This window comes from Vibrio galatheae, from assembly GCF_000967545.1.
GTDB classification, from domain to species: domain Bacteria; phylum Pseudomonadota; class Gammaproteobacteria; order Enterobacterales; family Vibrionaceae; genus Vibrio; species Vibrio galatheae.
The window spans coordinates 1-24,559 of record NZ_JXXV01000033.1; the positions used below are offsets into that span (position 1 = coordinate 1).

The following is a 24,559-nucleotide window of genomic DNA, read 5'->3' on the forward strand; positions in this document are numbered from 1 at the left end:
CTTAACTGACTGGCATTACACTCTCGCGAGTGGCTTTCACACAGACCAAGCAGATTAAGCTACGGGATCTTTAATAAGAGTAAGCGCTTTTTTTGATACCTCATGCGCCGCTTTGGTTAAGTTCTGCTTCTCTAGTGCATCTGAGAGGTAACCGTAATCAGAAACACTGGAACGAACTGAAAGGGCTTTCTCAAGGTGCTGCTGAGCTTCCGGCCACTTTCCACTGCGTAGCAGGAAGCGTGCAATGGCACTGTGCGCTTCAGCGTTGTGCGCATCTTTGCGTAGTGTACCTTCGAGGAAGATGATGACAGGATGGTCATCGGCAAGCTTGAGTTCTGGCAGCAGCGAATAAAGCGTCGAGCTTGGGTGTTTACTCAGTGTTTCTTTAATCAACGTAAATGCTTCGTGATCTGCACCGCGAGAAATAAGCTGCTTGGCAAAGCACTCGATAAGGTGTGTATCTGCTTTAACTTTACGCGGCAAAGTATTCCAATGAGACACGAGACCTTCGCTGCCGTTCTGCTCTGCAACATCGTTTAATAAGCCGCATTGAGCTCTTTTAGTCAGTGGTTCTTGCTCTTCTTTGGCGACAATGCCTTGTTTAACTAACTTAGGCAGCAAATCCAATAAAGGTTGCCAAAGTTTTAACTCGATATAAACCTGTTTGAGCAGATTCAGAACCATGGCATTGTTGGGGTGGTTCGCTTTTAACGTTGAAAGCGTATCAAACGCTTGATTGTAATTTGCATCGCGAATTTGTTGCTTAGCTCGTGTCAGTTCGACGGCTAGTTGAGAGTGCTCTTGTTGGGATGCTAACTCTAAGTAGCGGTCTCGCTGTTCGTGATTACCCATGCCTTGTGCAGCCTCTGAGGCGACCAGATAGCAAAGTAACGGCATATCATGATGATTCGCCCAACGAGTGACTTTCTTTTCGGCTTGTTTAAAATCCCCTTCGAGTAGTTTGATAATACCTTCATTGGTATAACGACGTGAACGACGCATTTTGCGTACGCTGAACCAGTTCCATGTTGCTGAGCTGGCATTGAGGGCTTTCTTAACGAAGAACTCTAGAGCGAATAATGCAGCTAGCGTGGCAATAACAAAGATAACCAGGGTGGTTACACTCATCTCAATGGTTTTATTGGCTACTGAGATGAGCACATATCCTTGTTGACCAGCGTATTGGGTACCGGCGAATAGTCCTAAGCCAAGTACCACAAAGAGGAAAATAACTCTAAACATTAGTTTTCCTCCGTCACAAAGGTGGTTACTTCACGGCGCAGGCGTTCACGGATGACGTCAGATAACTGTTGCTGAGTTTCGAGTTTTACTGGGTACTCAACCTGTACTTTTTGCTTACTCAATAACTCGAGTGCCTTGTTAAATTCCACAACTTCATTTGAGTCCTGATTAAAGAAGGTGGCAGACCATTTATCGGCAGTAGCAAGTGCTGTGGTGTAAATCTCTTGTTGCTCGACATAAACGGCTTTAATCGCGGTTTCTAGCTTGGCCTTGATGTTCTCTTTTAGATAAAAGTGCTGTTGAGGTGACAAGAGTGGAATCACGTTTCCATCGCGGCTTCTAAATGTAATAAAATTCTCTGAGAAGTCCTTCAGCGAGGTCATCAAGTTATTTTGCCAGTCATTCATATCTTCAGAGACAACGACCTTTTCTACCTGTTCTGCTTCTGGTAACAGCGCGTTAGCTAAAGGTAGGCTGTCCACCTGTTGTTGCAGTGCGGTGATACGTAGTACCAAGCCTTCTCTATCGATAAGTGGAATCGTTTTGAGTTTGGTGATGTCGTTGGCCATCGATTTACGCAAAGGAACCAAACTTGGATCATTCAGCGCTGCGATACGTAAATCGGCGCTTTCCATCAGTTTTGTCGCACTTACTGCATCATGTTCTAAGAACAGCTTTCTGCCAGCAAGTTTTACGAGATAGTCCGCTTCGGCAAGCAGCCAATCATTTGGTCGGCGACCTTTGACATCCGCGACGGCAACTTGCAGGCTTTCGATACTTTTCTGCTGTTGTTCAAGAATGGTTTCAGCGCGGTGGGTCACTTCTGTTGCCTTCGCGATTGCCTGTTGTTGAGTAGACGCTAGTTGTGACTGGAGATTGTTCTGAGTCTGTTCGAGCTGTGACTGAAGCGCGTTGATTTGTGCTTGGTAGTGTGCATTTTTCTGCTGCATTTGGAAGGTAATGCCACCACCTATGAGTAAAGAGATAATAATGGCGATGGTACCCAGTTTGACGCCGCGTTTACCTTGTTTTTCTTCAAACTTGGCTGGCGTCGCCGAGTCAGGCGAAGATGGCTGTGGTTGCGCACTCGACTCTTCTACTGTCGGCTCTACCGTTTCAGACGCGTTTGTTGCAGTTGCGCTTGCTTCCTCTGCCGGTTTGTTTTCTTGGTCAGGGGCAATGCTGTCGTTGTTATTTTTTCTGGTCATTACTTATGGTCCTGTTTCACTTGGCCGGAGAGCAGCCAGTAATACTTTATTAGAAGCACTGAAAGTGTTGGTCACTGCTTGAAATCCGATTTCACGTGCTTGTTGTGCTATTCGCTCACTGGGTACGTAGAGATGGAGCGTAAACAACCAGTTCTTATGGTCATCAGTTAGCTGAGACATAAAATAACTGAGCTGACCTGAACTGGTGATGACTAATTGGTCTATTTGTTCATTTTGCCAGAGTGGGACGAGCAAATCTGAGCGGAAAGCTAGGTTTTGCCGTTTATACACTTCTCGGTACGTTACCAAGGCTCCACGCTCAACTAGCGTATTAAAGATAAGCTCTCGTCCACCGTTACCACGTAGAATAAGCACTTTTCTATTGGCAATGGATTGAAGCGATGCAAGTTGAAGCAAATGCTCGCTATCACTGACTTGTGGGTAGTGTACTTTTTGTTGCGTCGCATTGCTTAAAACATGTGCAGTTTTTTGACCGACGGCAAGATAGGTGGCATTTGTCGGCCAATTTTGACCTGATTGCGTAAGATAGGTATCTGTTACTGACGCGGCGTGTTGACTAACAGCAATAATGATATCGAATTGAGCGAGAATGAGTTCCAGCCCGAGCAACTGTTCGCTAGGCTGGATTTCGATCAAAGGTTGGTGGTAGCTATTGATACCAACCTTAGATAATTGCTGACAGAGCTCGTGGCCTTGTTGTCCCGGCCGAGTGACCAGTACTGGCATGGGTTTTACTCGTGCTCTGCGTAGAGCTTAGTGAGGATTTCTTTCGCGCCGTTATCAAGCAGTTGATTGGCGAGGGTGACGCCCAATTTCTCTGCGTCAGTGCGCAAGCCACGAATTTCACCACGAACAATCTTAGAACCATCAGGTTCACCAACGAGTGCACGTAGCCAAATGTTGTCGCCGTCAAGCAGAGAGTAACTGCCGATAGGTACCTGACAACCACCTTCAAGGGTAAGGTTCATCGCCCGCTCACACAGCACGCGATCAGCTGTCTCCTTATGATTTAAAGGCTCTAACAGTTTAATCAGACGTTCATCATCTAATCGACACTCAATACCGACTGCACCTTGACCAACGGCTGGCAATGACTGCTCAGGTTCGATAAAACTCTGAATACGCTCTTCTAACTCTAAGCGCTTTAAGCCTGCCGCAGCGAGAATGATGGCATCATACTCCCCAGCACCCAGTTTGCCTAAACGCGTACCGACGTTGCCACGCAGTTCTTTGATGACAAGATCGGGACGATATTCTTTGAGCTGACACTGACGACGCAAGCTGCAAGTGCCGACGATTGCGCCTTGTGGTAGGTCATCAATACTCTTGTAGTTATTTGAAACAAAAGCGTCGCGAGGATCTTCACGTTCACAAATCGTGACTAGACCCAAACCTTGAGGAAAGTCGACCGGAACATCTTTCATCGAGTGAACTGCCAGATCGGCGCGACCTTCTAACATGGCGACCTCAAGCTCTTTAACAAATAAGCCTTTGCCACCCACTTTGGCTAACGGTGTATCTAAGATCACATCGCCCTTAGTTACCATGGTCACTAGCTCAACCTCTAAGCCTGGGTGAGCGGCCATTAGTGCATCTTTTACATAGTGAGCTTGCCAAAGTGCCAGTGGACTTTTACGAGTCGCAATTCGAATTGGAGTGGTATGAGTCATAGTGTTTTATTGATTACAAATAATGGCCTAATCGTACCATTGTCGGTGAAAAAAGTATTAAGGCTTATTCGTTACAAGGGGAAGTTAGCTATGGACTAGCATAAAATGATTAAAAGAGTGTGATTGATGTCTCGTTTGTAAAATAGGCTATTATTATTAATAGACGTTACGTACCACACTAAGAGCGGCAACTTCAGATGGACAAAATTGTGTCGAATCGATCGTACATTTCTTTACCAATCTAAAGAAAAGTGATAGATTGATCACGTTTTGTTGGTGCTTTAGAATAATTAATAGTCAAAGTGCCCTCTAGGATATGAACCAAGGAACCCCCCTTGCAGGCTTACACCCAGACGCTAATTAACAGACTTGATAACCTCAACCAGCAGCGCGTAGAGCGTGCGTTGGCATTAATGGATTTACCAAGTCAGCGTGTGTTTCATCTGATACCGACTCTTCTTCATTTCAATCACCCTGTTATTCCCGGCTACTTCGACGCTCAAGTCCCATTCGGTATTCGTGACTTTGAATTGAATGATATTCAGCAGCAGTTCGTTGCCGACACGCAGCTTACTATTGGTCAGTTGCTTACAAGCAGTACGCAACCTGCGATTTTGGGTCTGTATACCATGGGCAGTACTTCGTCGATTGGTCAAAGTACCTCAAGCGATCTCGATATCTGGGTGTGCGTTTCGCCAAGCATGAGCTGTGACGAGCGGGAAAGCCTAACCAACAAATGCTTACTGATTACCGACTGGGCTCAGACACAAGGTGTGGAAGCCAATTTCTTTTTGATGGATGAAGAGCGTTTTCGTTCGAATCATTCTGAAGAGATGACCGGGGATAACTGCGGTTCTTCGCAACACCTTTTATTGTTGGATGAGTTCTATCGCAGTGCGGTACGTCTTGCCGGTCAACGTCTATTGTGGCAAATCGTTCCTCCAGAGATGGAAGAGTGCTACGACGAATATGTGAGAGACCTATGTGGTCAGGGACATATCGATTGTTCGAAATGGATCGATTTCGGTCAACTCAATCGAATTCCAGCAGAGGAATATTTTGGTTCGAATCTATGGCAGTTGTACAAAAGTATCGACTCGCCCTATAAGTCGGTACTAAAAGCGATTCTGCTTGAAGCCTATTCGTGGGAGTACCCAAACACTCAACTGTTGAGTTTAGATACCAAGCGCCGTTTCTTTGCACACGAGCCAGACCTGTATGGTATGGACGCGTATTACCTGATGCTTGAGAAAGTGACGCGCTACTTAGAGCGCATCGGGGATCGCACTCGTTTGGATCTTGTCCGTCGCTGCTTCTATCTTAAAACGCATGAAAAACTGTCTCGCGAGCCTAACGTGGGCTCTGTGGCTTGGCGTCGTGAAGCATTAAGTGACATGATTCGAAAGTGGGACTGGGACGCGTCGGTGATTGCTGAATTGGATGATCGCCGTAACTGGAAAGTGGAACAAGTCAAAGTGGTGCATCACGCACTGCTTGATGCGCTCATGCAAAGCTACCGCAATTTGATTCAATTTGCTCGCCGTAACGATATTACTTCAGCGATCAGTCCTCAAGACATCAGTGTGTTGGCGCGTAAGCTCTATGCCGCATTTGAAGTGCTGCCCGGCAAAGTGACGTTGCTTAATCCACAAATCTCTCCTGATTTGCACGAGCCAGACCTCACTTTTATTGAAGTTCGACCTGGGCGCACCAACAAATCGGGTTGGTATCTATACAAGCAACCAATCACTCCGCATCGCATTCTTGGTCAGGCACCACTCGAGCACAATGAGTACTTGAGTAAGCTAGTGGCATGGTCATTTTTTAACGGTTTAATTACGGAGTCGACGCGATTGCACTCTGTGATTCGCGATGCTCATTTGGATATCGACAAGTTCTACCAAATGGTGAGTGATTTACGCAATACCTTCTCACTGCGTAAGCGCCGTCCAACCATGCAAGCACTGGCTAGCCCGTGTGAAATTAGCCAATTGGCGATGTTTATCAACTTTGAAAATGACCCAACCGCAGAGCTGGCAGGTAAGTCACTCAAACTCGATCCTAAAACGACCGATATTTTTAGTTTTGGTCCTGAGCAAAAGAGTTTAGTGGGTAGTGTTGACTTGGTTTATCGTAACTCATGGCATGAAGTGCGTACTTTACACTTCAAAGGTGAGACTGCGATGTTGGATGCCTTAAAAACGGTATTGGGAAAAATGCATCAAGATGCGATCCCACCCGAGTCGGTTGATGTGTTCTGCTACAGCAAAAACCTACGCGGTGTAATGCGTAATATGGTTTACCAATTACTTGCTGAATGTATTGATCTACGTCTGAAGCCTGTTGAACAGGAAAAGCGCCGCCGATTCAAAGCGCTACGTATTGGTCAACAGACATACGGCCTGTTTTTTGAGCGTCGTGGCGTATCAGTGCAGATGTTGGAAAATTCAGTCGATTTTTACCGCAGTATCTCGACCAACAAGCTCAAAGGGTCGCCACTGTTGATGCTCGATAAAGAGCAAGATTACCCATTACCTGATATTGTCGACGGTTTTGCCAGTGAAGGCTTGATTCAGTTCTTCTTTGAAGATAGCGAACAGGGCTTTAATATTTACGTTCTTGACGAAGCGAATCGTGTTGAGGTGTATCACCAGTTTAAAGGTGAAAAAGACGAAATGATCGCTAGCGTAAATAGCTTCTATACCTCGGTACAAGACGAAAGCTCAGTGTCGTCTAAGCTGATTAACTTTAATTTGCCGCAGTATTACCAGATAGTTCATCCTGAAGATGATGAATCTTACATCGTGCCTTACCGTAATGATGGCGCCAGCTATTCAAGGCCAAGTAAAATCGTTAATGGTTAGCAACAAAAAAAGAGCATCATGAAAAATGCTCTTTTTTTAATTTTCTTCGCGATGATTATTGCCATTCAATCTCTTCAGCGCAGTGCTTCTCGCACTCTTGTTTGACCATAGCGATCAACTCAAGGCCGCTCTTAGAGCATGTCCACTTATCGTCCACTAGGGCAAAGTGGAAACCGCCGGATTTAGAGGCTAGCCAGATCTCTTTCATAGGCTCTTGGCGGTTGATAATGATTTGACTACGGTCTTCAAACTCCAGTGTCATTACATTTCCAGACGTTTCGTAGTCGATGTCCGCACCTGAATCATCAATCATTTCCTCGATGATTTGCATTTGAACATCTACCAACTGATGAAATTCCGTATCGTTCATCTAATCTATCCTATTGCTTTTCTTGATTGTGGTGCGATTATAGGGGGCATTGACAGAATAATCACGATAGAACTCATGAAAAAATCACTCGTAGCGCTATTTATCTTTTCAGTTCTTGGCCTAGCTGGCTGTGGTCAAACAGGGCCACTTTACATGCCTGAAGATGCTCCGCAAACTGAGCAACCATCACAATAAAACTAAAATCAGAATATAAGGGAAAGTACTTTGGATTACTTCAACTATCAGGATGATGGCCAGCTTTGGGCCGAAGACGTTTCACTCACTGAACTTGCTCAACAGTTTGGTACGCCGCTATACGTTTATTCTCGCGCAACACTAGAGCGTCATTGGCATGCCTTTGATAAATCGGTTGGTGAGCACCCTCATTTAGTCTGTTATGCCGTGAAAGCCAACTCCAACTTAGGGGTATTAAATACCTTGGCACGTTTAGGTTCTGGCTTTGATATTGTTTCAGGTGGTGAGCTAGAGCGTGTGATTGCTGCGGGTGGTGAGGCAAGCAAAGTGGTTTTCTCTGGTGTAGGGAAAACGGAAGCTGAAATGAAGCGAGCGCTAGAGCTAGGCATCAAATGTTTTAATGTTGAGTCTGAACCTGAACTTGAGCGTCTGAATAAAGTGGCGGGTGAGCTTGGTGTGAAGGCACCGATTTCACTGCGTATTAACCCTGATGTGGATGCTAATACTCACCCTTATATTTCTACTGGCCTACGTGACAACAAATTTGGTATCGCTTTCGACCGCGCGCCCGAGGTGTATAAGTTCGCACAAAGCCTCGACAATCTAAATATTCAGGGTATTGATTGCCATATTGGCTCGCAACTGACCGACATTGAGCCGTTTATTGATGCCACCGACCGTTTACTTGCATTGATTGATGATCTGAAGTCTCAGGGTATTACGATTACTCACCTAGATGTGGGTGGCGGTCTGGGTGTGGTTTACCGTGATGAATTACCACCTCAACCATCAGATTACGCCAAAGCGCTATTAGGTCGATTAGAGAATCATCAAGACTTAGAGTTGATCTTTGAACCTGGGCGCGCCATTGCTGCGAATGCGGGGCTATTGCTGACCAAAGTTGAATTCCTCAAGCACACAGAGCACAAAAACTTCGCCATTATCGACGCTGCGATGAACGATTTGATGCGTCCAGCCTTATACCAAGCTTGGCAAGATATCGTACCTGTTGCCCCTCGCGAAGGTGAATCGGTAACCTACGATTTGGTTGGGCCAATCTGTGAAACCGGTGACTTCCTAGGTAAAGATCGTGCGCTGGTACTACAACCCAATGATTTGCTGGCGGTACGCTCTGCGGGAGCCTATGGCTTTGTAATGTCGTCAAACTACAATACGCGCTGCCGTGCTGCCGAAGTGATGGTAGATGGCAACCAAGTGCACCTCGTCCGTCAACGCGAAGAGCTGACGAGCTTATGGGCACTTGAAAATGTACTTCCGGAGTAATTGAAGTCTTATGCATTTCCATTTTTCTAAAATGCACGGTTTGGGTAATGATTTTATGGTCGTTGACTGCATTACCCAGAATATTTTCTTTTCCCCAGATTTAATCCGCCGTTTGGCGGATCGCCATACTGGGGTAGGCTTCGACCAGTTGTTGGTGGTCGAAGCGCCTTATGATCCAGAAACGGACTTTCACTATCGCATCTTCAATGCGGATGGCAGTGAAGTTGAGCAGTGTGGTAACGGAGCACGATGTTTTGCCCGTTTTGTGCGCATGAAAGGGCTGACGAATAAGTACAGCATCAGTGTTAGCACCAAGAAAGGTAAGATGCTCCTTAACATCGAAGAAGATGATGAGGTGACCGTCAACATGGGTATCCCTGAATTTGAACCCAGCAAGATACCGTTTAAAGCTAAGCAAACCGAGAAAACCTACATTCTTCGTACTGGTGATAAGACACTGTTTTGCGGTGCGGTAAGCATGGGCAATCCTCATGTCGTCACGGTTGTAGATGACGTGGCGACGGCAGATGTTGAGGCGCTTGGCCCACTGCTTGAATCTCATGAACGTTTCCCCGAGCGTGTTAATGCGGGCTTTATGCAAGTGGTCAGCCGTAACGAAGTCAATCTCAGAGTGTACGAACGTGGTGCGGGAGAGACTCAAGCTTGTGGAAGCGGTGCGTGTGGCGCAGTGGCGGTGGGCATTATCCAAGGTTTGCTGGATGAAACCGTCACGGTCAACCTTCCAGGGGGCTCTCTGTGCATATCTTGGCAGGGCGTTGGTAAACCTCTCTATATGACGGGGCCAGCTACTCATGTATTCGATGGTCAACTAAGCTGTTAATATCCCCAGCATATATAAAGATCCAACTATGTTGGCAAGATAAAGAACAATAAGGAACTGACGTGTCTCACATTGAAGCGGATGCGCTGACGGCAGAAGTGGTTGCCGAATACCTAAGTGATAATCCGGATTTTTTTATCCATCGACGTGATTTAGTTGACCGACTCGCTTTGCCTCACCAAGAGCAGGGCGCGGTGTCATTAGTTCATGTACAAATGAACCGCCAGCGTCAGAGAATTGAAGAGCTAGAAGAAGAGATCACTGCGTTGATGTCCTTGGCGAAAAGTAACGATCGTACTTTTCACGAGTTTATGCAGTTGCAAGAGCAGATTCTTAAGTGTGATTCTCTGCTGTCAGTGATCAAGGCAATAGAAGAGATGGCCAAATCACTCGACCTCATTGCGTATGTACGTTTGTTGGACAATGAGTCAAGCTACTATGCACTCAGCAAAGACAACTACCAGCGTTTTGCGACCAATCACTTAAATGGCAAAGGGGCCTATTTAGGGCGGATGCGTAAAGTCGATCGTGAACTTCTGTTCGGTGACCATTCACGTGCGCCAGAAATGGGCTCTTATGTTGTGTTGCCTTTGCACAAGACATCTCTGCAAGGTGTATTGGTTTTTTCCAGCAGCGATGGTGGACATTTCCAACCCCATATGGACACCTTATTCTTACGCCATTTAGCGCTTGTTCTTTCCCATCTTATTGAAAACCTCCCTTGGCAGAACGACGACCATGAGCGAATCAGTAACACCTCTGCCTAATGGTCTGCAACGACCCCTTGAACGTTTCTACGAATATCTGCGTAGCGAAAAGGGGTTGAGCTTACATACTCAGCGTAATTATAAACAGCAGCTTGAAACCATGGCTCAGCACCTGGCTCATCTTGGACTCACAGAGTGGCAGCAAGTGGATGCGGGTTGGGTGCGACAGCTCGCCAGTAAAGGGATGCGTGAAGGGATGAAGGCCAGTAGCTTAGCGACACGACTCTCTTCTTTGCGCAGCTTTTTTGATTTTCTCATCCTACGCGGCGAAATGACGGCCAACCCTGCCAAAGGTGTTTCTGCGCCGCGTAAAAAGCGCCCGTTGCCTAAAAATCTTGATGTGGATGAAGTAGGCCAACTACTTGATGTCAATGAAGATGACCCACTAGCGGTGCGTGATCGCGCCATGATGGAATTGATGTATGGCGCAGGTTTGCGTTTAGCTGAGCTGGTGAGCGTCAATATCAAAGATGTTAGCTTGTCGGCGGGCGAGTTGCGCGTAGTGGGTAAAGGGGACAAAGAGCGTAAAGTACCATTTGCGGGTTTGGCGGTGGAATGGGTGACCAAGTGGCTGAAGGTGAGAGCGAGTCTCGCCAACAGTGATGAGGCGGCGCTGTTTGTTTCTAAGCTAGGGGTAAGAATTTCGCACCGTAATGTACAAAAACGTATGGCAGAGTGGGGACAAAAACAAGCTGTTGCTAGCCATATTAGCCCGCATAAATTACGCCACTCGTTTGCCACACATATGCTAGAGTCGAGTAATAACTTACGTGCGGTCCAAGAACTGCTGGGACATGAGAATATCTCAACCACGCAAATCTATACTCATTTGGATTTCCAGCACCTTGCCGACGTGTATGACCAAGCACATCCGCGAGCGAGAAAGAAGGAAAGAGACTGATGCAGTTTTTTCGCCATTTGCAGCCGATTCACGCGATGACTTTTGATCTCGATGATACGCTATACGACAATCGACCTGTTATTCGACATGTCGAAGCGCAAATGGTGGCTTGGTTGCACAAGCATCATCCCATCTCTGCCAGTCAAACGCTGCGCTGGTGGTACGATTTAAAGCGATCGTTGGCCCAAGAGGATACTTGGCTGCTTAATGATGTCACTTTGTGGCGTTTTAAACAGATCGAAAAGGGGTTGTACCTTCTCGGCTATCAGCCACAGCAGGCTGCTCAGGCCGCAGAGGATGCAATCGATCAAGTGTTGCGTTTGCGCAGCGACTTCACCGTGCCAGCCGAATCGCATCAAGTACTGACTGAGTTAGCAAAGCGTTTACCCTTGGTCGCGATTACCAATGGTAACGTAGATGTGGAAAAAATCGGTTTAGGGGAGTATTTCTCTCTAGTGCTAAAAGCTGGCCCCGATGGCTATGCCAAACCTCATCGACAAATGTTTAGTAAAGCTCAAAGTTATCTCTCTGTTGCTGCCGAGAATATCCTTCATGTTGGCGATCATCTGATTTCTGATGTGCAAGGGGCAAAACTGAGCGGTTATCAGGCTTGCTGGTTTAACGATCAGAATATCAATCTGTTTGATGTCAGTAAGGCTCGAACTCTGCCAGATGTCGAAGTGAATCGTTTGCATGACCTGTTGCGACTGAGTGAGAGCTAAATAACATCTGCTCAACACAAGGCTTTTCATATTGATTGAGTTGAATTACGGTAGTAGCAAATATAAATTCAAACAATAAGTCTAGGCTTTTGAATGCGCACATACTCAGCGTTGATTACCGACCATCAACAACTCATGGCGCATCTAAGGGATATTCCGACCAAGAACTACTCTTCATGTCTTGTTCAGCTTCTGTCTACTGATCCAGAATCGGTCGTATGTGATTATGCGACCCAAATTCTCGAACATATTCCTGGGTGCCATATCATTGGTCACAGTACACGTCACACTATTTATGATGGTCAGATTGTTCATCATGGTAGTTTGGTGACCATCTCCTGTTTTGAGCATACCGCGATTACTTCGTCTTGCGTGGCGGTTACCGATAGTCCGCGGAGTGATGCAAGACAGGTTGCCGATGAATTGGCACTGGCGCGTGCGACTAAATCCATCATCTCTTTTTCACACCACATTCGCAGTCTTGATTGTAATCTCTACCAGGCGTTAGGCGAACTTAGTGATATACCAGTTAGTGGAGGAGCTGCGGCGACCGTCGAAGGAAGAGATGCTTGGGTGTTGCTTGGTAATCAAACTCTGCAAGACAAATCGGTTTCGGTGGCTCTACATGGTGAAGAGCTACAAGTTTGGCGTAATTCATTTTCTGAATGGACACCTATTGGCGGTCTTCTTCGCGTCACCGATGCCGATGGAGCGCGGTTACGCTCACTAGATTACCAATCTGCCTACGACTTATATCAAACCCGATTGTCTGCTGGAAAAACGCTGACACTTGATCAACTGCTGAGCTTTCCGCTCAAAAATAGTTCCGGTGTTGTCAGTTGTCCACGGGTGTTGCACCCCGATGGCAGCATTGAGTTTGAGCACCCTTTTCAGATTGGCGATGAAGTGCGGATCTGTTACAACCATCCATCGTTGACGCTAGAGCAGGTACGTCACGATGTGACCGGTTTGGCTCAGCATAACCCCGAGTCGATATTTATCTACAATTGCGAATCTCGCTTAGAGTTTATCGAAGGCGTGAACGAAATAGAGCTGTTTGATGAGTTTGACAGTTGTTGTGGTTCCTACTGTTTTGGTGAACTCTATCGCGGTGACAGACAACAAGCGTTGCACCACAGTATGACTTATGTGGCTTACAGTGAAGACTCATCCCGCCAACCGATTCGTTTAAGTGAAAAAGCCGAGTTTCCCGTCTCTCCTTTGTTCCATTTAATTAGCTATACCATAGATAACTTAAATGAAACCCAACGAGGGATGGAACAGAAGTTGGCTCAGCAGACAGAAAAAATGATCAATAGCTACCGTGTTGATAAGCACACTGGGCTGAAGAATCGTATTGCACTGCAAGAGCGACTCAAAACAATCAAAGTTGATGAACATGTGGTGACATTGAAGTTGTCTAATTTTCATCAAATTAATGAGAAATATGGCTATCAAGTGGCCGACGAGTTGATCCGAGATATTAGCGATTACTTAGTCCATCACTTCGTAGAGTTGCGCTGGGTCTCTCAAACTGAACCCTTGTACTATATCAGCACTGCTGAATGGGCTTTCGTCTTCTGCTCTGAGCTACCAAGTCATACTATTCAGCAAGAATTGTCGCAACTTTCTGACACTATCGAGCACATCAACTTTGAGCCTTATGGACTGCCAGAAGTGGACTATCTCTCGGTTTCCATTTGTGGTGGGATTGCCAGTCAAAGGGATTTCTCTCAAGTTTCAGGGGATGAGCTGTTACTTAAGTCAATTGATGCTCGTCGCATTGGCAAGGCGCGTAATACCCATTTGTTCAATGCAAAAGATTGCGCGGTAAGTGCGATTGAGCAACAAGATAAGTTGGACTTAATGGGGATTGTCAGCCGGGCAATTCTCAATAAGCGGATTATTACTTATAGCCAACCGATTTTTGCAGCGCACACTCGTGAACAAGTCTCACAGGAGTGCTTGGTACGCATTGAAGACGAAGGTGAAATCATTTCGCCGGGACGCTTCTTACCCATCATTGAAGGGACACATCTTTATACGCGTTTAAGTCGTCATATGTTTGAGTCAACCATCGGCTATATGTCTGACAAGCAAGCGCCTTTTTCAATCAACCTCTCTCCTCAGGATATGCTCAGTGATAAAACGCTTTATCTGCTAGAGCAGGCCGTGGCGAAAATGAATGACCCGTTTCGTTTGGGCATTGAGGTGTTGGAATCAGAACGCCTTAAGGATTTTGGTCGTATGGCTGAAATTTGCCGCCATTTTAAACAAATGGGAGTGCGGCTTCTGGTCGATGATTTTGGTTCGGGCTATTCCAACATTGATGAAATCATCCGCTTAGAGCCAGATGTGATTAAGCTCGATGGGAGTTTGATTAAAACCATCGATAGAGATCCTAAGCAGCGTCAGATTACCGGGCAGCTAGTTAAGCTGTGTCAGGTTTTAAATGCCAAAACGGTCGCCGAGTTTGTCCACAACCAAGAAGTATGCAATATCGCAGAAAGCTTAGGTATCGACTACCTGCAGGGCTTTTATCTGGCAGAGCCTAGCCGACTGTTTTAGCGCTGAGCACATGACCACTCTTGTCTGCTTTAAAGGCTTGCATGTAGTGGTCAAAAAAGTCCAGCAGTTGATTCGCTTGCTGCGCTTGTCCTGCCTGCTTAAGTATTTCACACCCTACTTCTAAAGTGCACAGGTGGCCTTGCTCTTGATTGCGCCGTAGTTGATAACGCGACTCGTGACTGGGGGTAATGTGGGCTAAGGGTAGCTCGCTCAGCCAGGCACTCTTGCGTAGCATCTTTTTTGCTTCTTGCCAGGTACCATCCAAAATGATGAATAAGGGGATGGTTTGCGCCTGTGTTGTCGTTTGGACGACTTGCTCAACAGGGATGCTCACGTCGCTTGGAAACAGTAAATATGGCTGGTAGTGCTCACTGTTCAGCATGGTTAGTAATGATTGACAAGGTTGCGTGCGCTGCCAAACATGCACCGACGTGGAAGCCAAGCTTTTGTTGAGCCATTGACCAGTATTGGTCTCACGGGTTAACTCATTTTCATGGGTTAGCAGTGCGAGGTGAAATGGAGCGTCGATACTTGGCAGTCTATCACACACGCACTGATACTGCAGTTGGCATTGAGGGCAGCGTTTGCCCTCAATAGTGGCAGCATGACTCACAGGGTGACACCTCGCTGCTGGGGTGTTTGCCCGTCAGAAAATAGCTGTATTGGGCTGATTTGGTCATAATCGGCTACGGGAGCTGTGCTTGGATTGAGTGGATAGCGGTCACCTTGATAGCGCAAGACATGCTGGTTGGGCACGGCTCCGCCACCACTGACAAAAAAGACTAAGTCATGCCAGCCATTACTGTGCTGCAAACCGAGATTGATCGGCGTCCTTACCTGAGTTACGCGGCTATTGAAGTGCCACTGCTGCTGGACGTTTTCAAAAATAAGCAGGGTACAACCTCCCGAGCCACACCAATCTAATTGGACGAGCAGTTCCTTATTGCCATCACCATTTAAGTCGTAAGCTAGCCAACGATAGCGTGTTCCTGTTGGATCGGTATTGACGGATTTCAAGTAACTACGAATGGCTTTATCGACCTGTGGATTAAACTCTGCGCTAGAGAGAATGGCCTGTGGTGTTGATTGCTCGCCAGCTTTTTCTGCGCTCGGCTCAGATTTAAACAGGGTTAGCCCACCATCTGCGATAGGGTAGATGAGGTTACCTACCTTCTCTTGATTTGCGCTGAGTTGCTTGCCATCACGGGTGAAAATACGCTGTGAAAGTAATGGTTGCTGCTGATGATGCGTCATGACGACTTGAATCTGATTTGGGTTAAGTTGCTGCCAGAAACCACTTTCAACCGAGTCAGACTCACCAGTGCTATATCCGTACCTGGTAATAGCAGAATGATCTGGGAAGACTTTTAAAGTAACGCTAAAGTTACTCGATTTGGTCGAGGATGCGCGATATTCGCCAACCCAACTTTGGGTCGCATCTTGATTGGATAAGGTTGCGCAACCTTTATAGCGAGTATCATCTAGGTTGAGTGTGGCACTCCAGCCATACAGAGAGTCACTCATACCGTCGACACAGCTATTTTGCTTAAGTTCGAGTGAACCTCTTTCAAATTGGTAGCGACGACGATCAGGTTCAATACGGCTAGACGTTAACGCGAGTGATTGCTGTTCGTTTCCCGGTGTTTGGAATATCAACTGGTTGTTTGCGAAGCTAACCGACCATGACGGCTCGTTACCAAAAGCGGTTGTCGGTTTAGCTGCTTGGTTACAACGTTTTGGATTTTCTGCGCTGAGGATATTGACCGATTCAACCACAAAGCGAGCGCTGTAATCCGAGACAAAACCATCTGTTTGCCCAGTCGTAAGATGGCCTACCACCTCGCCATATAGTGGAGCATAGGGGCTGCGTACCAATGTCAGTGCTTGTTGGAACTTGTCGTCAGAGAGATCGAGCCAATACTGCTGCTGACTACCACAAGGGGTAATGGAGCGTACTTCATGACCAAGTACTACTTCGCCGCGCATGATAAATGTCGGCACTTTAACTGTGTCAGGTTTATCTAGGCTTGCGTTTGCGACGGCCTGAGACGAAGAAACATCGTTAGACGTTGAGCAGGCTTGTAGAGCGAGTAAAGTGAGCACAACCACTGGGTTTTGGAGCGCCTTCATGCTATATCTTCCCTATTAAGAAACTGGCGAGATCTATTATGGCATATTGGCTATTCAAAACTGAACCAGACACTTTTTCTATTGATACGCTGCGAGTGCAAAAAAACTCCTGTTGGGAGGGCGTACGTAACTATCAAGCACGTAACATGATGCGCGATCAAATCAAAATCGGCGATTTGGTTCTGATCTATCACTCTTCTTGTAAAAAGGTTGGCGTTGCTGGGATTGCCAAGGTGGTGAAGGAATCTTATCCCGATCATTTCTCTTTTGACCCAGAGAGTGATTACTACGATCCTAAATCGACGCCAGAGAATCCACGTTGGTTTATGGTTGATATCGAATTCGTGCGCAAGACCGAACGCTTGATTCCATTGTCGGTGATGAAAGCGATGCCAGAGTTGGAAAATATGCCGTTAGTCAAAAGAGGCAATCGCTTGTCGATCATGCCCGTGACAGATCAAGAGTGGCAGGCGATTCTAGCCAAAGAGTCACTGACTAGCGTGAACTAAGATGTTAAACCAACACAGGCTGCGTAGTGCAGCCTGTGTTGTATTGAGTTTTAAAACAAGTGGTCATGTAAATAATGAGCCACAGCGTCTTCTGCATTGCTGCCGATGACTTCGTTATTCGGCAGTGCCTGTTTTACTTTGTGGTGCGAGGTGCCCATCACTAAGCCTTTGCCCGCCATAGCTAGCATCTCTGCGTCATTCATTCCATCACCAAACGCAATACAATTTTCAAGTCCAAGTCCGAGCGACTTAGCTACCGCATCAAGTGCGTGACCTTTCGACACTTCCGCATTCATCACTTCAAGGCACCAAGGGGTAGAGAAAGCGATATTGAGCTGATCGCCAAACTGTTCGCGTAGCTGGTTTTCAAACCCAACCAAGTGTTCGTGGTCATGTTCTGGATGAGTAAAAAAGATTTTCGCTATGCCCTCGTTAGGAGCATTACCAGCTTCGAAACGTTTGTAACTAAACCCAGACTCACTATGGAATTTTGCTAATCTCTCATCATCTCTATCTAGAAGCCAATCTTCATCTTGGTACATGTGGATAAAAATAGCCGGATCTTGGCGGATCACATCGATCACAGATTGAACCAATTCTTTTGGCACATTGTTGCTGTACATCAGTTGATCATTTTGGTCATGCACGCGAGCACCGTTTGAGGTGATCATGTAGGCCGGTATACCCGCTATTTCACGAATGCCAGCGACATCAACGTGGTGACGACCTGTGGCAAAGATAAAGGTGAATCCTTTTTCGTGCAGCGCTTTGAGCGTTTGTTTAGAAAAGTCACTCAGCTGGTGGTTGGGCGCGAGTAAAGTGCCATCGAGATCCGAGGCTACAATGTGAAAAGGAGTATCTTTGCTTGTTGTGGTCATATCACCCTCGTTAGTACAGCGTCAGTTCCCGATTGGGGTAGAGAGCTTAGTTTACTCGAAGACAAAGGGGAAAAAGAGGGTAAAGATCACCCATCAACATTTCCTGTTTTAGAACTGCTGGAAAAAACTCAGAGTCGAATCAAGTGCTTGGTTTCGATATTCATCTTTCTCAAACAACAATTCGTGCTTCGCGCCGTGGATGATTTTAAAAACACATTCGGCATTGGTGCGGGCAAGCTTCTTCATTAACTGACCCTGTGCTTGATTAGAGACAATCTGGTCGTTACTGGCTTGCATGACCAGTAAGGGTACCTTTAGCTGCCGTGTCATTAAGTAACACTGTTTACAAGACATCAATGCTTGCCACACCCAACGCGTGCTTGCGCCGCCAATTTTTAGTTCTGGCTGGCGCTCATACAGATCGCGAAACCAGTGATAGCGAACGCGACTTTGGCTCAGTAGGTTAGTGTCAAACGGCTTTGGATAGTAAGCCACTTGTCCGGGAGCAAAGGTTGGCTGAGGGTAAATAGCGGTGAGCAATTGGCCTAGTAATGTAGCAATCGGTTTAAGGTGCCAAGGCAAATCTACCCCATACATTGGAGCACTTAAAGCGGCGGCATTAAATGGATGTGGACAGGTTTGTAGGTAACGCGTGGCAATATTGCCGCCCATTGAGTGTCCGAGCAGATAGCGTTTGTGGTATTTGTCTAGGTTGCAATGAACGACGATCTTGTCTAAGTCTTTAACATAGTCATCAAACTCTTCGACATAGCCCATTTGCGTGTCTTCAATTAGACGTTGGGACAAACCTTGGCCTCGATGGTCATAGGAATAGATATCGTAACCTTGTTGAAAAAGGTCGTAAAATAGCTCCTGGTACTTTGCTGTGCACTCGATTCTGCCGTTAACAACAACGATGGCTTTGGTGTGCTCAGGCGCACACAGCTTGACCCAGTACAAAGACGTTTTGTCGAATGATTTTAGGTAGCCTTCTTCTTTGGTACGCCATAAATTCGCTATAGAGCTAGCGATTGCTTGCTCAAAGTTGGACTCTTGAGTATAAGAAGGGGTAATGTTGAGGCTGGAATCATTCATGGGAGTTAAGTGCCTGAGTACGATTTCATTTTTGCGACAGATTAGATTATGTGGTTGTTGCTGCATTTAGTCGAGAGGAAATACTATGGATATGCATGTTTGGCTTGCTTATGTGGCGACAGCGATTGTTTTTAGCCTAGCGCCAGGCTCTGGCACGGTGAACTCGATAAGCAATGGCTTGAGCTATGGCACGCGTCGTTCATTGATGGCGATCGCTGGACTTCAAGTCGGGCTGGCTATTCATATTGCCCTCGTTTGGATGGGAATTGGTGCCTTGGTTGCGCAATCGGCATTGGCTTTCAGCGTCATTAAATGGGTTGGTGCGGCTTATCTAATTTGGCTCGGTATTCAAAAATGGCGCGATCGTTCGAGTTTTGTCGCACAGCAATCGAATCACCAGTTGTCAAGCATACAGCTGATGCGTAAAGCTGTACTGATTAATTTAACCAATCCAAAGTCGATTGTCTTTTTAGTCGCGCTGTTTCCTCAGTTTATTGACCCTGCGAAAGATCAACTAACTCAGCTATTGGTTCTCGGAATTACGACAGTGACGATTGATGCCTTTGTGATGTTGGGCTACACCAGTCTAGCGGCGCAAATGGGACGTTTTATACGTTCAGATAAGATTATGTCTGGCATCAATAAGGTGTTTGGCTCCATGTTCATGGGCTGCGGTGCTTTGCTTGCCGCTGCCAAAGCGTAATAGGTTACTATGCGACATCGGATGCAAGATACCTATGTGGCTCGCCAGCCGATCCTCAATGCGAAACGACAAACGTTAGGTTATGAGTTGTTGTTTCGTGATGGCGAGAACAATGCCTATCCGTCCCATATCGAATCTAACCGAGCAACTTACCGCCTGATCGTAGAAAACTTTCTGTCGTTAGGGACCAATCCTGCGTTGTCTACATCGCGCTGTTTTATTAACTTCCCACACAGCAGCTTGGTGCGTTTGTTGCCACTCTCTTTGCCAAAAGAACAAATTGTGGTGGAAGTGCTAGAAACCTGCACGCCCAACGATGAGTTGCTCGCGGCGATTAAGCAGATTCATGCCAATGGCTACCTTATTGCCTTGGATGATTTTGTTTATAAGCCTGAGTGGGAGCGTTTCTTGCCTTATGTGCAGATTGTCAAAATCGATATTATGGCGACGGGACTAGAGGCGTCATGCCAATTGGTGAAAGAGCGCTTAACCAAAGGGTCACGACCTAAGTTTTTGGCAGAGCGGGTCGAAACGGAGCAAGAGTTTATTGCTACGCGCTCGGCAGGGTTTACCTTTTTTCAAGGCTACTTTTTTAGCAAACCACATATTGTTCGCCAACGTTATGTCAGTCCGCAGCATGTGATTGCGATGGAGTTGTTTCGTGAAGTATGCCGCCCTGAAGTCGACTTTGCTAAAGTTGAAAAGATCGTTGCCCGCGACGTTGCTTTGTCATACAAGTTGTTGCGCTTCGTCAATACCATGTCGACACGAATTGAGGTGCCAATCTCTTCGTTTCGTCAGGCTTTAGTCTATTTAGGCCAGGATAGATTGAAGATTTTTGTTTCATTAGCGGTTGCTTCGTTTGTCTCGGTAAATAAACCCAAAGAGATCTATACCTTGTGTTTGCAACGTGCACAGTTCTTCTTGCTGATGGCAAACGACAATCCCTTTGATCAGTTTCGCGAACAGGCGTTTCTAATTGGCTTGTTTTCTCTGCTCGACTCTATGCTCGATATTCCCTTGGACGAAATTGTTGAGCAACTGCCGTTAGCAACCGCAATTAAAGTCGCTTTACTCGACAGGCAAGGGCCTTATGGCGACTTGTTGACGCTTGAAGAGTGCTATGAAAGTGCTGATTGGCAAGGTATGGAGCAAGTTTGTAAGCAACTCAATTTATCTATTGATGAAGTCATGCCGCGTATCTCTCAGGCTCAGCGCTGGAGCCAAGATCTCAACACTCTTATCTAATGCTTACTGACCGCAGCTTGCCTCAGGCTGCACTTTCCTACATGAAACTTTTGTGACGATTGGCTGGTTAGGCTTGATCTCAGCTTAATTTTAACCAAGTATATATGCATATCCATATATGAGTATGTTTTATGCTACCACACCAATTCTTTAAATTGTTATCGGATGAAACCCGCGTTCGCTGCTTGATGCTAATCATGCGTGAAGAATGCTTGTGTGTAGGGGAGTTGACTGAAGCGTTGCAAGAGAGTCAGCCGAAAATTTCTCGTCATCTTGCTCAGTTACGCTCGAGTGGCATTTTGGTGGATGTCCGCCAAGGGCAGTGGGTGTTCTATCGTCTTGCTGCCGATTTACCCGGATGGATGAAAAAATTGATTGATGACCTTGTTGCATCAAACTGCCTAAAGGCTGAGTACCAACAAGATATAGAGCGACTTCATGCAATACAGGCACGCCCTGTCTGCTGTCAGTAATTAAAGGAACGGAAGAGATAAATTATGGCAATTAAAGTAGGTATTAACGGTTTCGGCCGTATCGGACGTTTGGCTTTGCGTGCTTCGTTTGATTGGCCAGAGCTAGAATTTGTGCAGATCAACGATGTTGCAGGTGATACCGCAACGTTGGCTCATTTGCTTGAGTTTGATTCAGTGCAAGGCCGCTGGCATCACGAAGTTACGGCGCAAGGTGATCAGATGATCATTGATGGTCAAGCCATTAAAACCACACAAGAGAAAGCGATTGATGCGGTTGATTGGTCTGGCTGTGATGTGGTGATTGAAGCAACAGGTGTTCATCGCCAGGCTGCTTTCCTCAACCAATACTTAGCGCAAGGCGTGAAGCGTGTTGTGGTTTCCGCGCCAGTGAAAGAAGAAGGCGTCGCCAATATCGTCGTGGGCGTTAACGATCATATCTTTGACCCTGCAGTGCATAAAATTGTCACCGCTGCTTCTTGTACCACTAACTGTATTGCCCCTGTGGTCAAGGTTATCAATGAAAAACTGGGCATCGAGCATGCGTCGTTTACCACCATCCATGATTTGACTAATACCCAAACGATTCTCGATGCGCCGCACAAAGATCTGCGCCGTGCAAGAGCATGTGGCATGAGTTTGATTCCGACAACCACTGGTAGCGCGAAAGCGATCGTCGAAATTTTCCCAGAGTTAGAAAACCGCATTAATGGACATGCCGTTCGTGTTCCACTGGCGAACGCATCTTTAACCGACATCATCTTCGAAGTGAAACAAGACACCACCGCCGAAGAAGTCAATGCACTGCTAAAAGAGGCATCGCAAGGTGAGTTGAAAGGTATTCTTGGCTATGAAGAGCGCCCATTGGTTTCTATTGATTACAAAGGTGACCAGCGCTCGACCATTGTCGATGCTCTATCAACCATGTTGGTCGGTAAGCGTATGGTGAAAATCTACGCGTGGTACGACAATGAGATGGGTTATGCGACACGTACTGCTGAGCTTGTTCGTCAAGTTGGCTTGGCATAAGGAGTGACTGATATGACACATCCAACTTGGCAACTTGATGTCGAAAATGGCGCCTTGGTATTAACCCCGTGTCCTGGAACTAAAGGTGTCGATCTAGATACCTCTCTTAACCAGCTAAAACAGCAAGGCGTTGAGGCGATTGTCACCGCGCTAGATAGTGCGGAACTGGTCAGTAAAGACGTTGCTCAACTTGGTGAGAAAGCGCAACAGCTCGGGATGCAGTGGTTCCAAATCGAGATAGAAGATGATTGTGCGCCAAATGAAACCTTTGCCGCTAAGTGGCAACAGGCGAGCCCTGCTTTACACCAGATTGTTGAAAATGGCGGTAAAGTGGCCATGCATTGTATGGGCGGCTCGGGTCGAACAGGTTTGCTCGCAGCGCATTTGTTGTTAGAGAAGCACTGGCCGCTAGAGAAGATTATCCAGCAAGTTCAAGCGCTTCGCCCTGGTGCGTTCACTAAGCCGGTGCAAGTTGAGTACATTAGCGAGATTGCTGCACAGTAATCTTATCTTAGAGCTTTTGGATCATAGTTGTTCAAAAGCTCTATTTGCTGTCCATGGGCGAGGGAGCTTATGTTGTCAAATCTCAGTAACAGTGTGCGTCAGTATATGCTGGTGACGTTTAACTATTGGAATTTCACCATTACCGACGGCGCATTGCGTATGCTGGTGGTGCTGTACTTCTATGACTTAGGCTATAGCGCATTCGAAATTGCTTCACTGTTTCTTTTTTATGAATTCTTTGGTGTGGTGACCAATTTAATTGGCGGTTGGCTTGGAGCAAGGTTAGGGTTAAACACGACCATGAACCTTGGTTTAGCTATGCAGATCGTTGCGTTGTCCATGCTAGCAGTGCCGAGTGTTTGGTTGACGATTCCTTGGGTGATGGCGGCTCAAGCTTTGTCGGGGATTGCCAAAGACCTCAACAAGATGAGTGCAAAGAGTTCGATCAAAACCTTAGTTCCTGATGAGCAGCAAGGGGCGCTGTATAAGTGGATTGCGATTTTAACCGGTTCAAAGAACGCGTTAAAAGGCGCAGGCTTCTTTGTCGGTGGTTTGCTACTTTCGACGATAGGTTTTAAGTATGCCGTACTCACTATGGCTGGCGTGCTCACACTGGTCTTTATCGGCAGCGTACTCAGCCTAGAGGCCAATCTTGGCAAGGCGAAATCTAAGCCTAAGTTTAACCAGATCTTCTCTAAGTCACCGCCGATCAACATTCTTTCCGCAGCGCGAATGTTCTTGTTTGGCGCGAGAGACGTGTGGTTTGTTATCGCGCTGCCGATTTATTTAGGTAGCGTGTTTGGCTGGGATCACACCTGGGTCGGGGGCTTTCTTGCTGCATGGACAATTGCTTATGGTTTCGTTCAAGGTGTCGCGCCTAAGATTACAGGTAAAGCTCAGGGGCGAGTACCCGATGGACATGCGGCTATGCTGTGGGCAGGAGGTTTAGCCGTGGTTACCGCGTTGATCGCGTACGCGGTGCAGATTGGTTGGCAGCCGCAGTTGGTGATTGTCGGTGGTTTGATGATTTTCGGCGCTATCTTTGCCGTCAATTCGTCACTGCATTCGTACTTAATCGTCAGTTATGCCAAAGATGATGGCGTTTCGCTTGATGTCGGCTTTTATTACATGGCCAACGCAATAGGACGTCTAATTGGCACTATTCTTTCTGGCTGGGTATTCCAAATGGCAGGTTTGGCGGCGTGTTTATGGGTCTCTGTAGCCTTCCTGGCACTAACGACACTGATCTCGATTCGTTTACCGAAAATTAAGCACATTGCTACGGCATAGTATAATCCACGCTTTCATGACTAAAAGCTGACTAAGGAAGTACTTTAGTC

General features: G+C 46.6%; 24 protein-coding genes. 15 read left to right on the forward strand and 9 right to left on the reverse strand.

What is annotated here, in order from left to right:
• Window positions 1-54 precede the first annotated feature (54 nt).
• Genes TW81_RS17050 through hemC form a run of 4 tightly spaced genes read right to left on the reverse strand, consistent with a single transcriptional unit; the run spans window position 55 to window position 4,141 of the window.
• Window positions 55-1,242, reverse strand: coding sequence for a heme biosynthesis protein HemY (locus TW81_RS17050; RefSeq protein WP_045956945.1), 1,188 nt, complete (start codon window positions 1,240-1,242; stop codon window positions 55-57).
• Window positions 1,242-2,450, reverse strand: a complete 1,209-nt coding sequence (locus TW81_RS17055) for a uroporphyrinogen-III C-methyltransferase (RefSeq protein WP_045956946.1) — start codon at window positions 2,448-2,450, stop codon at window positions 1,242-1,244. Before TW81_RS17055 ends, TW81_RS17050 begins: the two co-directional genes overlap by 1 nt.
• A gap of 3 nt (window positions 2,451-2,453) precedes the next feature.
• The gene (locus TW81_RS17060) at window positions 2,454-3,197 is read right to left on the reverse strand and encodes a uroporphyrinogen-III synthase (RefSeq protein ID WP_045956947.1); all 744 of its coding nucleotides are present in this window, start codon (window positions 3,195-3,197) and stop codon (window positions 2,454-2,456) included.
• Window positions 3,198-3,202: 5 nt separating this feature from the next.
• Window positions 3,203-4,141, reverse strand: a complete 939-nt coding sequence (hemC, locus tag TW81_RS17065; RefSeq protein ID WP_045956948.1) for a hydroxymethylbilane synthase — start codon at window positions 4,139-4,141, stop codon at window positions 3,203-3,205.
• Between the two features lie 335 nt (window positions 4,142-4,476).
• Between hemC and TW81_RS17070 the strand changes: the two genes are divergently transcribed.
• Entirely contained in the window at window positions 4,477-7,005 is a 2,529-nt protein-coding gene (locus tag TW81_RS17070; RefSeq protein WP_045956949.1) for a class I adenylate cyclase, read from the forward strand.
• A 55-nt stretch (window positions 7,006-7,060) separates the two neighbouring features.
• Here the strand turns inward: TW81_RS17070 and cyaY are convergent, their stop codons facing one another.
• On the reverse strand, window positions 7,061-7,375 hold the full coding sequence (gene cyaY / locus TW81_RS17075; RefSeq protein WP_045956950.1) for an iron donor protein CyaY: 315 nt from the start codon (window positions 7,373-7,375) through the stop codon (window positions 7,061-7,063).
• A 75-nt stretch (window positions 7,376-7,450) separates the two neighbouring features.
• Here cyaY and lptM point away from each other — a divergent pair, with 75 nt between their 5' ends.
• The 7 genes from lptM (at window position 7,451) to TW81_RS17110 (ending at window position 14,653) form a co-directional block, all read left to right on the forward strand.
• A complete protein-coding gene (gene lptM / locus TW81_RS19700) occupies window positions 7,451-7,570 on the forward strand; it encodes an LPS translocon maturation chaperone LptM (RefSeq protein WP_420835069.1) in 120 nt (39 codons plus the stop codon).
• 30 nt (window positions 7,571-7,600) lie between these two features.
• Window positions 7,601-8,854 (forward strand): diaminopimelate decarboxylase, encoded by a 1,254-nt coding sequence (gene lysA, locus TW81_RS17085; protein WP_045956952.1) that lies wholly within the window; start codon window positions 7,601-7,603, stop codon window positions 8,852-8,854.
• Between the two features lie 10 nt (window positions 8,855-8,864).
• Window positions 8,865-9,695 (forward strand): diaminopimelate epimerase, encoded by an 831-nt coding sequence (gene dapF / locus TW81_RS17090; protein ID WP_045956953.1) that lies wholly within the window; start codon window positions 8,865-8,867, stop codon window positions 9,693-9,695.
• 62 nt (window positions 9,696-9,757) lie between these two features.
• Complete coding sequence (locus tag TW81_RS17095; RefSeq protein WP_045956954.1) at window positions 9,758-10,462, forward strand: DUF484 family protein; 705 nt, start codon at window positions 9,758-9,760, stop codon at window positions 10,460-10,462.
• Window positions 10,434-11,363, forward strand: coding sequence for a tyrosine recombinase XerC (xerC, locus tag TW81_RS17100; RefSeq protein WP_045956955.1), 930 nt, complete (start codon window positions 10,434-10,436; stop codon window positions 11,361-11,363). The genes TW81_RS17095 and xerC overlap by 29 nt, the downstream gene beginning before the upstream one ends.
• Entirely contained in the window at window positions 11,363-12,085 is a 723-nt protein-coding gene (yigB, locus tag TW81_RS17105) for a 5-amino-6-(5-phospho-D-ribitylamino)uracil phosphatase YigB (protein ID WP_045956956.1), read from the forward strand. The genes xerC and yigB overlap by 1 nt, the downstream gene beginning before the upstream one ends.
• Window positions 12,086-12,178: 93 nt before the next feature.
• A complete protein-coding gene (locus TW81_RS17110; protein WP_045956957.1) occupies window positions 12,179-14,653 on the forward strand; it encodes a bifunctional diguanylate cyclase/phosphodiesterase in 2,475 nt (824 codons plus the stop codon).
• Here the strand turns inward: TW81_RS17110 and TW81_RS17115 are convergent.
• Window positions 14,637-15,266 (reverse strand): tRNA-uridine aminocarboxypropyltransferase, encoded by a 630-nt coding sequence (locus tag TW81_RS17115; protein ID WP_045956958.1) that lies wholly within the window; start codon window positions 15,264-15,266, stop codon window positions 14,637-14,639. The two genes, TW81_RS17110 and TW81_RS17115, sit on opposite strands and share 17 nt — an antisense overlap.
• Window positions 15,263-16,783, reverse strand: coding sequence for a COG3650 family protein (locus tag TW81_RS17120; protein WP_045956959.1), 1,521 nt, complete (start codon window positions 16,781-16,783; stop codon window positions 15,263-15,265). Before TW81_RS17120 ends, TW81_RS17115 begins: the two co-directional genes overlap by 4 nt.
• Before the next feature lie 38 nt (window positions 16,784-16,821).
• On the opposite strand from TW81_RS17120, the gene TW81_RS17125 reads away from it, so the two are divergent.
• The gene (locus TW81_RS17125; RefSeq protein ID WP_045956960.1) at window positions 16,822-17,292 is read left to right on the forward strand and encodes an EVE domain-containing protein; all 471 of its coding nucleotides are present in this window, start codon (window positions 16,822-16,824) and stop codon (window positions 17,290-17,292) included.
• 50 nt (window positions 17,293-17,342) lie between these two features.
• On the opposite strand, the gene TW81_RS17130 is transcribed toward TW81_RS17125, so the two are convergent.
• The gene (locus tag TW81_RS17130; RefSeq protein ID WP_045956961.1) at window positions 17,343-18,170 is read right to left on the reverse strand and encodes a Cof-type HAD-IIB family hydrolase; all 828 of its coding nucleotides are present in this window, start codon (window positions 18,168-18,170) and stop codon (window positions 17,343-17,345) included.
• Between the two features lie 108 nt (window positions 18,171-18,278).
• Window positions 18,279-19,265, reverse strand: a complete 987-nt coding sequence (locus tag TW81_RS17135; protein WP_045956962.1) for an alpha/beta fold hydrolase — start codon at window positions 19,263-19,265, stop codon at window positions 18,279-18,281.
• Between the two features lie 85 nt (window positions 19,266-19,350).
• On the opposite strand from TW81_RS17135, the gene rhtB reads away from it, so the two are divergent.
• From rhtB to arsJ, 6 genes are all read left to right on the forward strand, one after another.
• Window positions 19,351-19,968 carry a homoserine/homoserine lactone efflux protein gene (gene rhtB, locus TW81_RS17140; RefSeq protein ID WP_045956963.1) on the forward strand — a complete coding sequence of 206 codons (618 nt, stop codon included), beginning with the start codon at window positions 19,351-19,353 and terminating at the stop codon, window positions 19,966-19,968.
• A 21-nt stretch (window positions 19,969-19,989) separates the two neighbouring features.
• Window positions 19,990-21,216 (forward strand): EAL and HDOD domain-containing protein, encoded by a 1,227-nt coding sequence (locus tag TW81_RS17145; RefSeq protein ID WP_045956964.1) that lies wholly within the window; start codon window positions 19,990-19,992, stop codon window positions 21,214-21,216.
• Between the two features lie 131 nt (window positions 21,217-21,347).
• Complete coding sequence (locus TW81_RS17150) at window positions 21,348-21,689, forward strand: metalloregulator ArsR/SmtB family transcription factor (RefSeq protein WP_045956965.1); 342 nt, start codon at window positions 21,348-21,350, stop codon at window positions 21,687-21,689.
• Window positions 21,690-21,713: 24 nt separating this feature from the next.
• The gene (locus TW81_RS17155; RefSeq protein WP_045956966.1) at window positions 21,714-22,715 is read left to right on the forward strand and encodes an ArsJ-associated glyceraldehyde-3-phosphate dehydrogenase; all 1,002 of its coding nucleotides are present in this window, start codon (window positions 21,714-21,716) and stop codon (window positions 22,713-22,715) included.
• Window positions 22,716-22,727: 12 nt separating this feature from the next.
• The gene (locus TW81_RS17160) at window positions 22,728-23,219 is read left to right on the forward strand and encodes a cyclin-dependent kinase inhibitor 3 family protein (RefSeq protein ID WP_045956967.1); all 492 of its coding nucleotides are present in this window, start codon (window positions 22,728-22,730) and stop codon (window positions 23,217-23,219) included.
• A gap of 69 nt (window positions 23,220-23,288) precedes the next feature.
• Window positions 23,289-24,509 carry an organoarsenical effux MFS transporter ArsJ gene (gene arsJ / locus TW81_RS17165; RefSeq protein ID WP_045956968.1) on the forward strand — a complete coding sequence of 407 codons (1,221 nt, stop codon included), beginning with the start codon at window positions 23,289-23,291 and terminating at the stop codon, window positions 24,507-24,509.
• The last annotated feature ends 50 nt before the right edge of the window (window positions 24,510-24,559 follow it).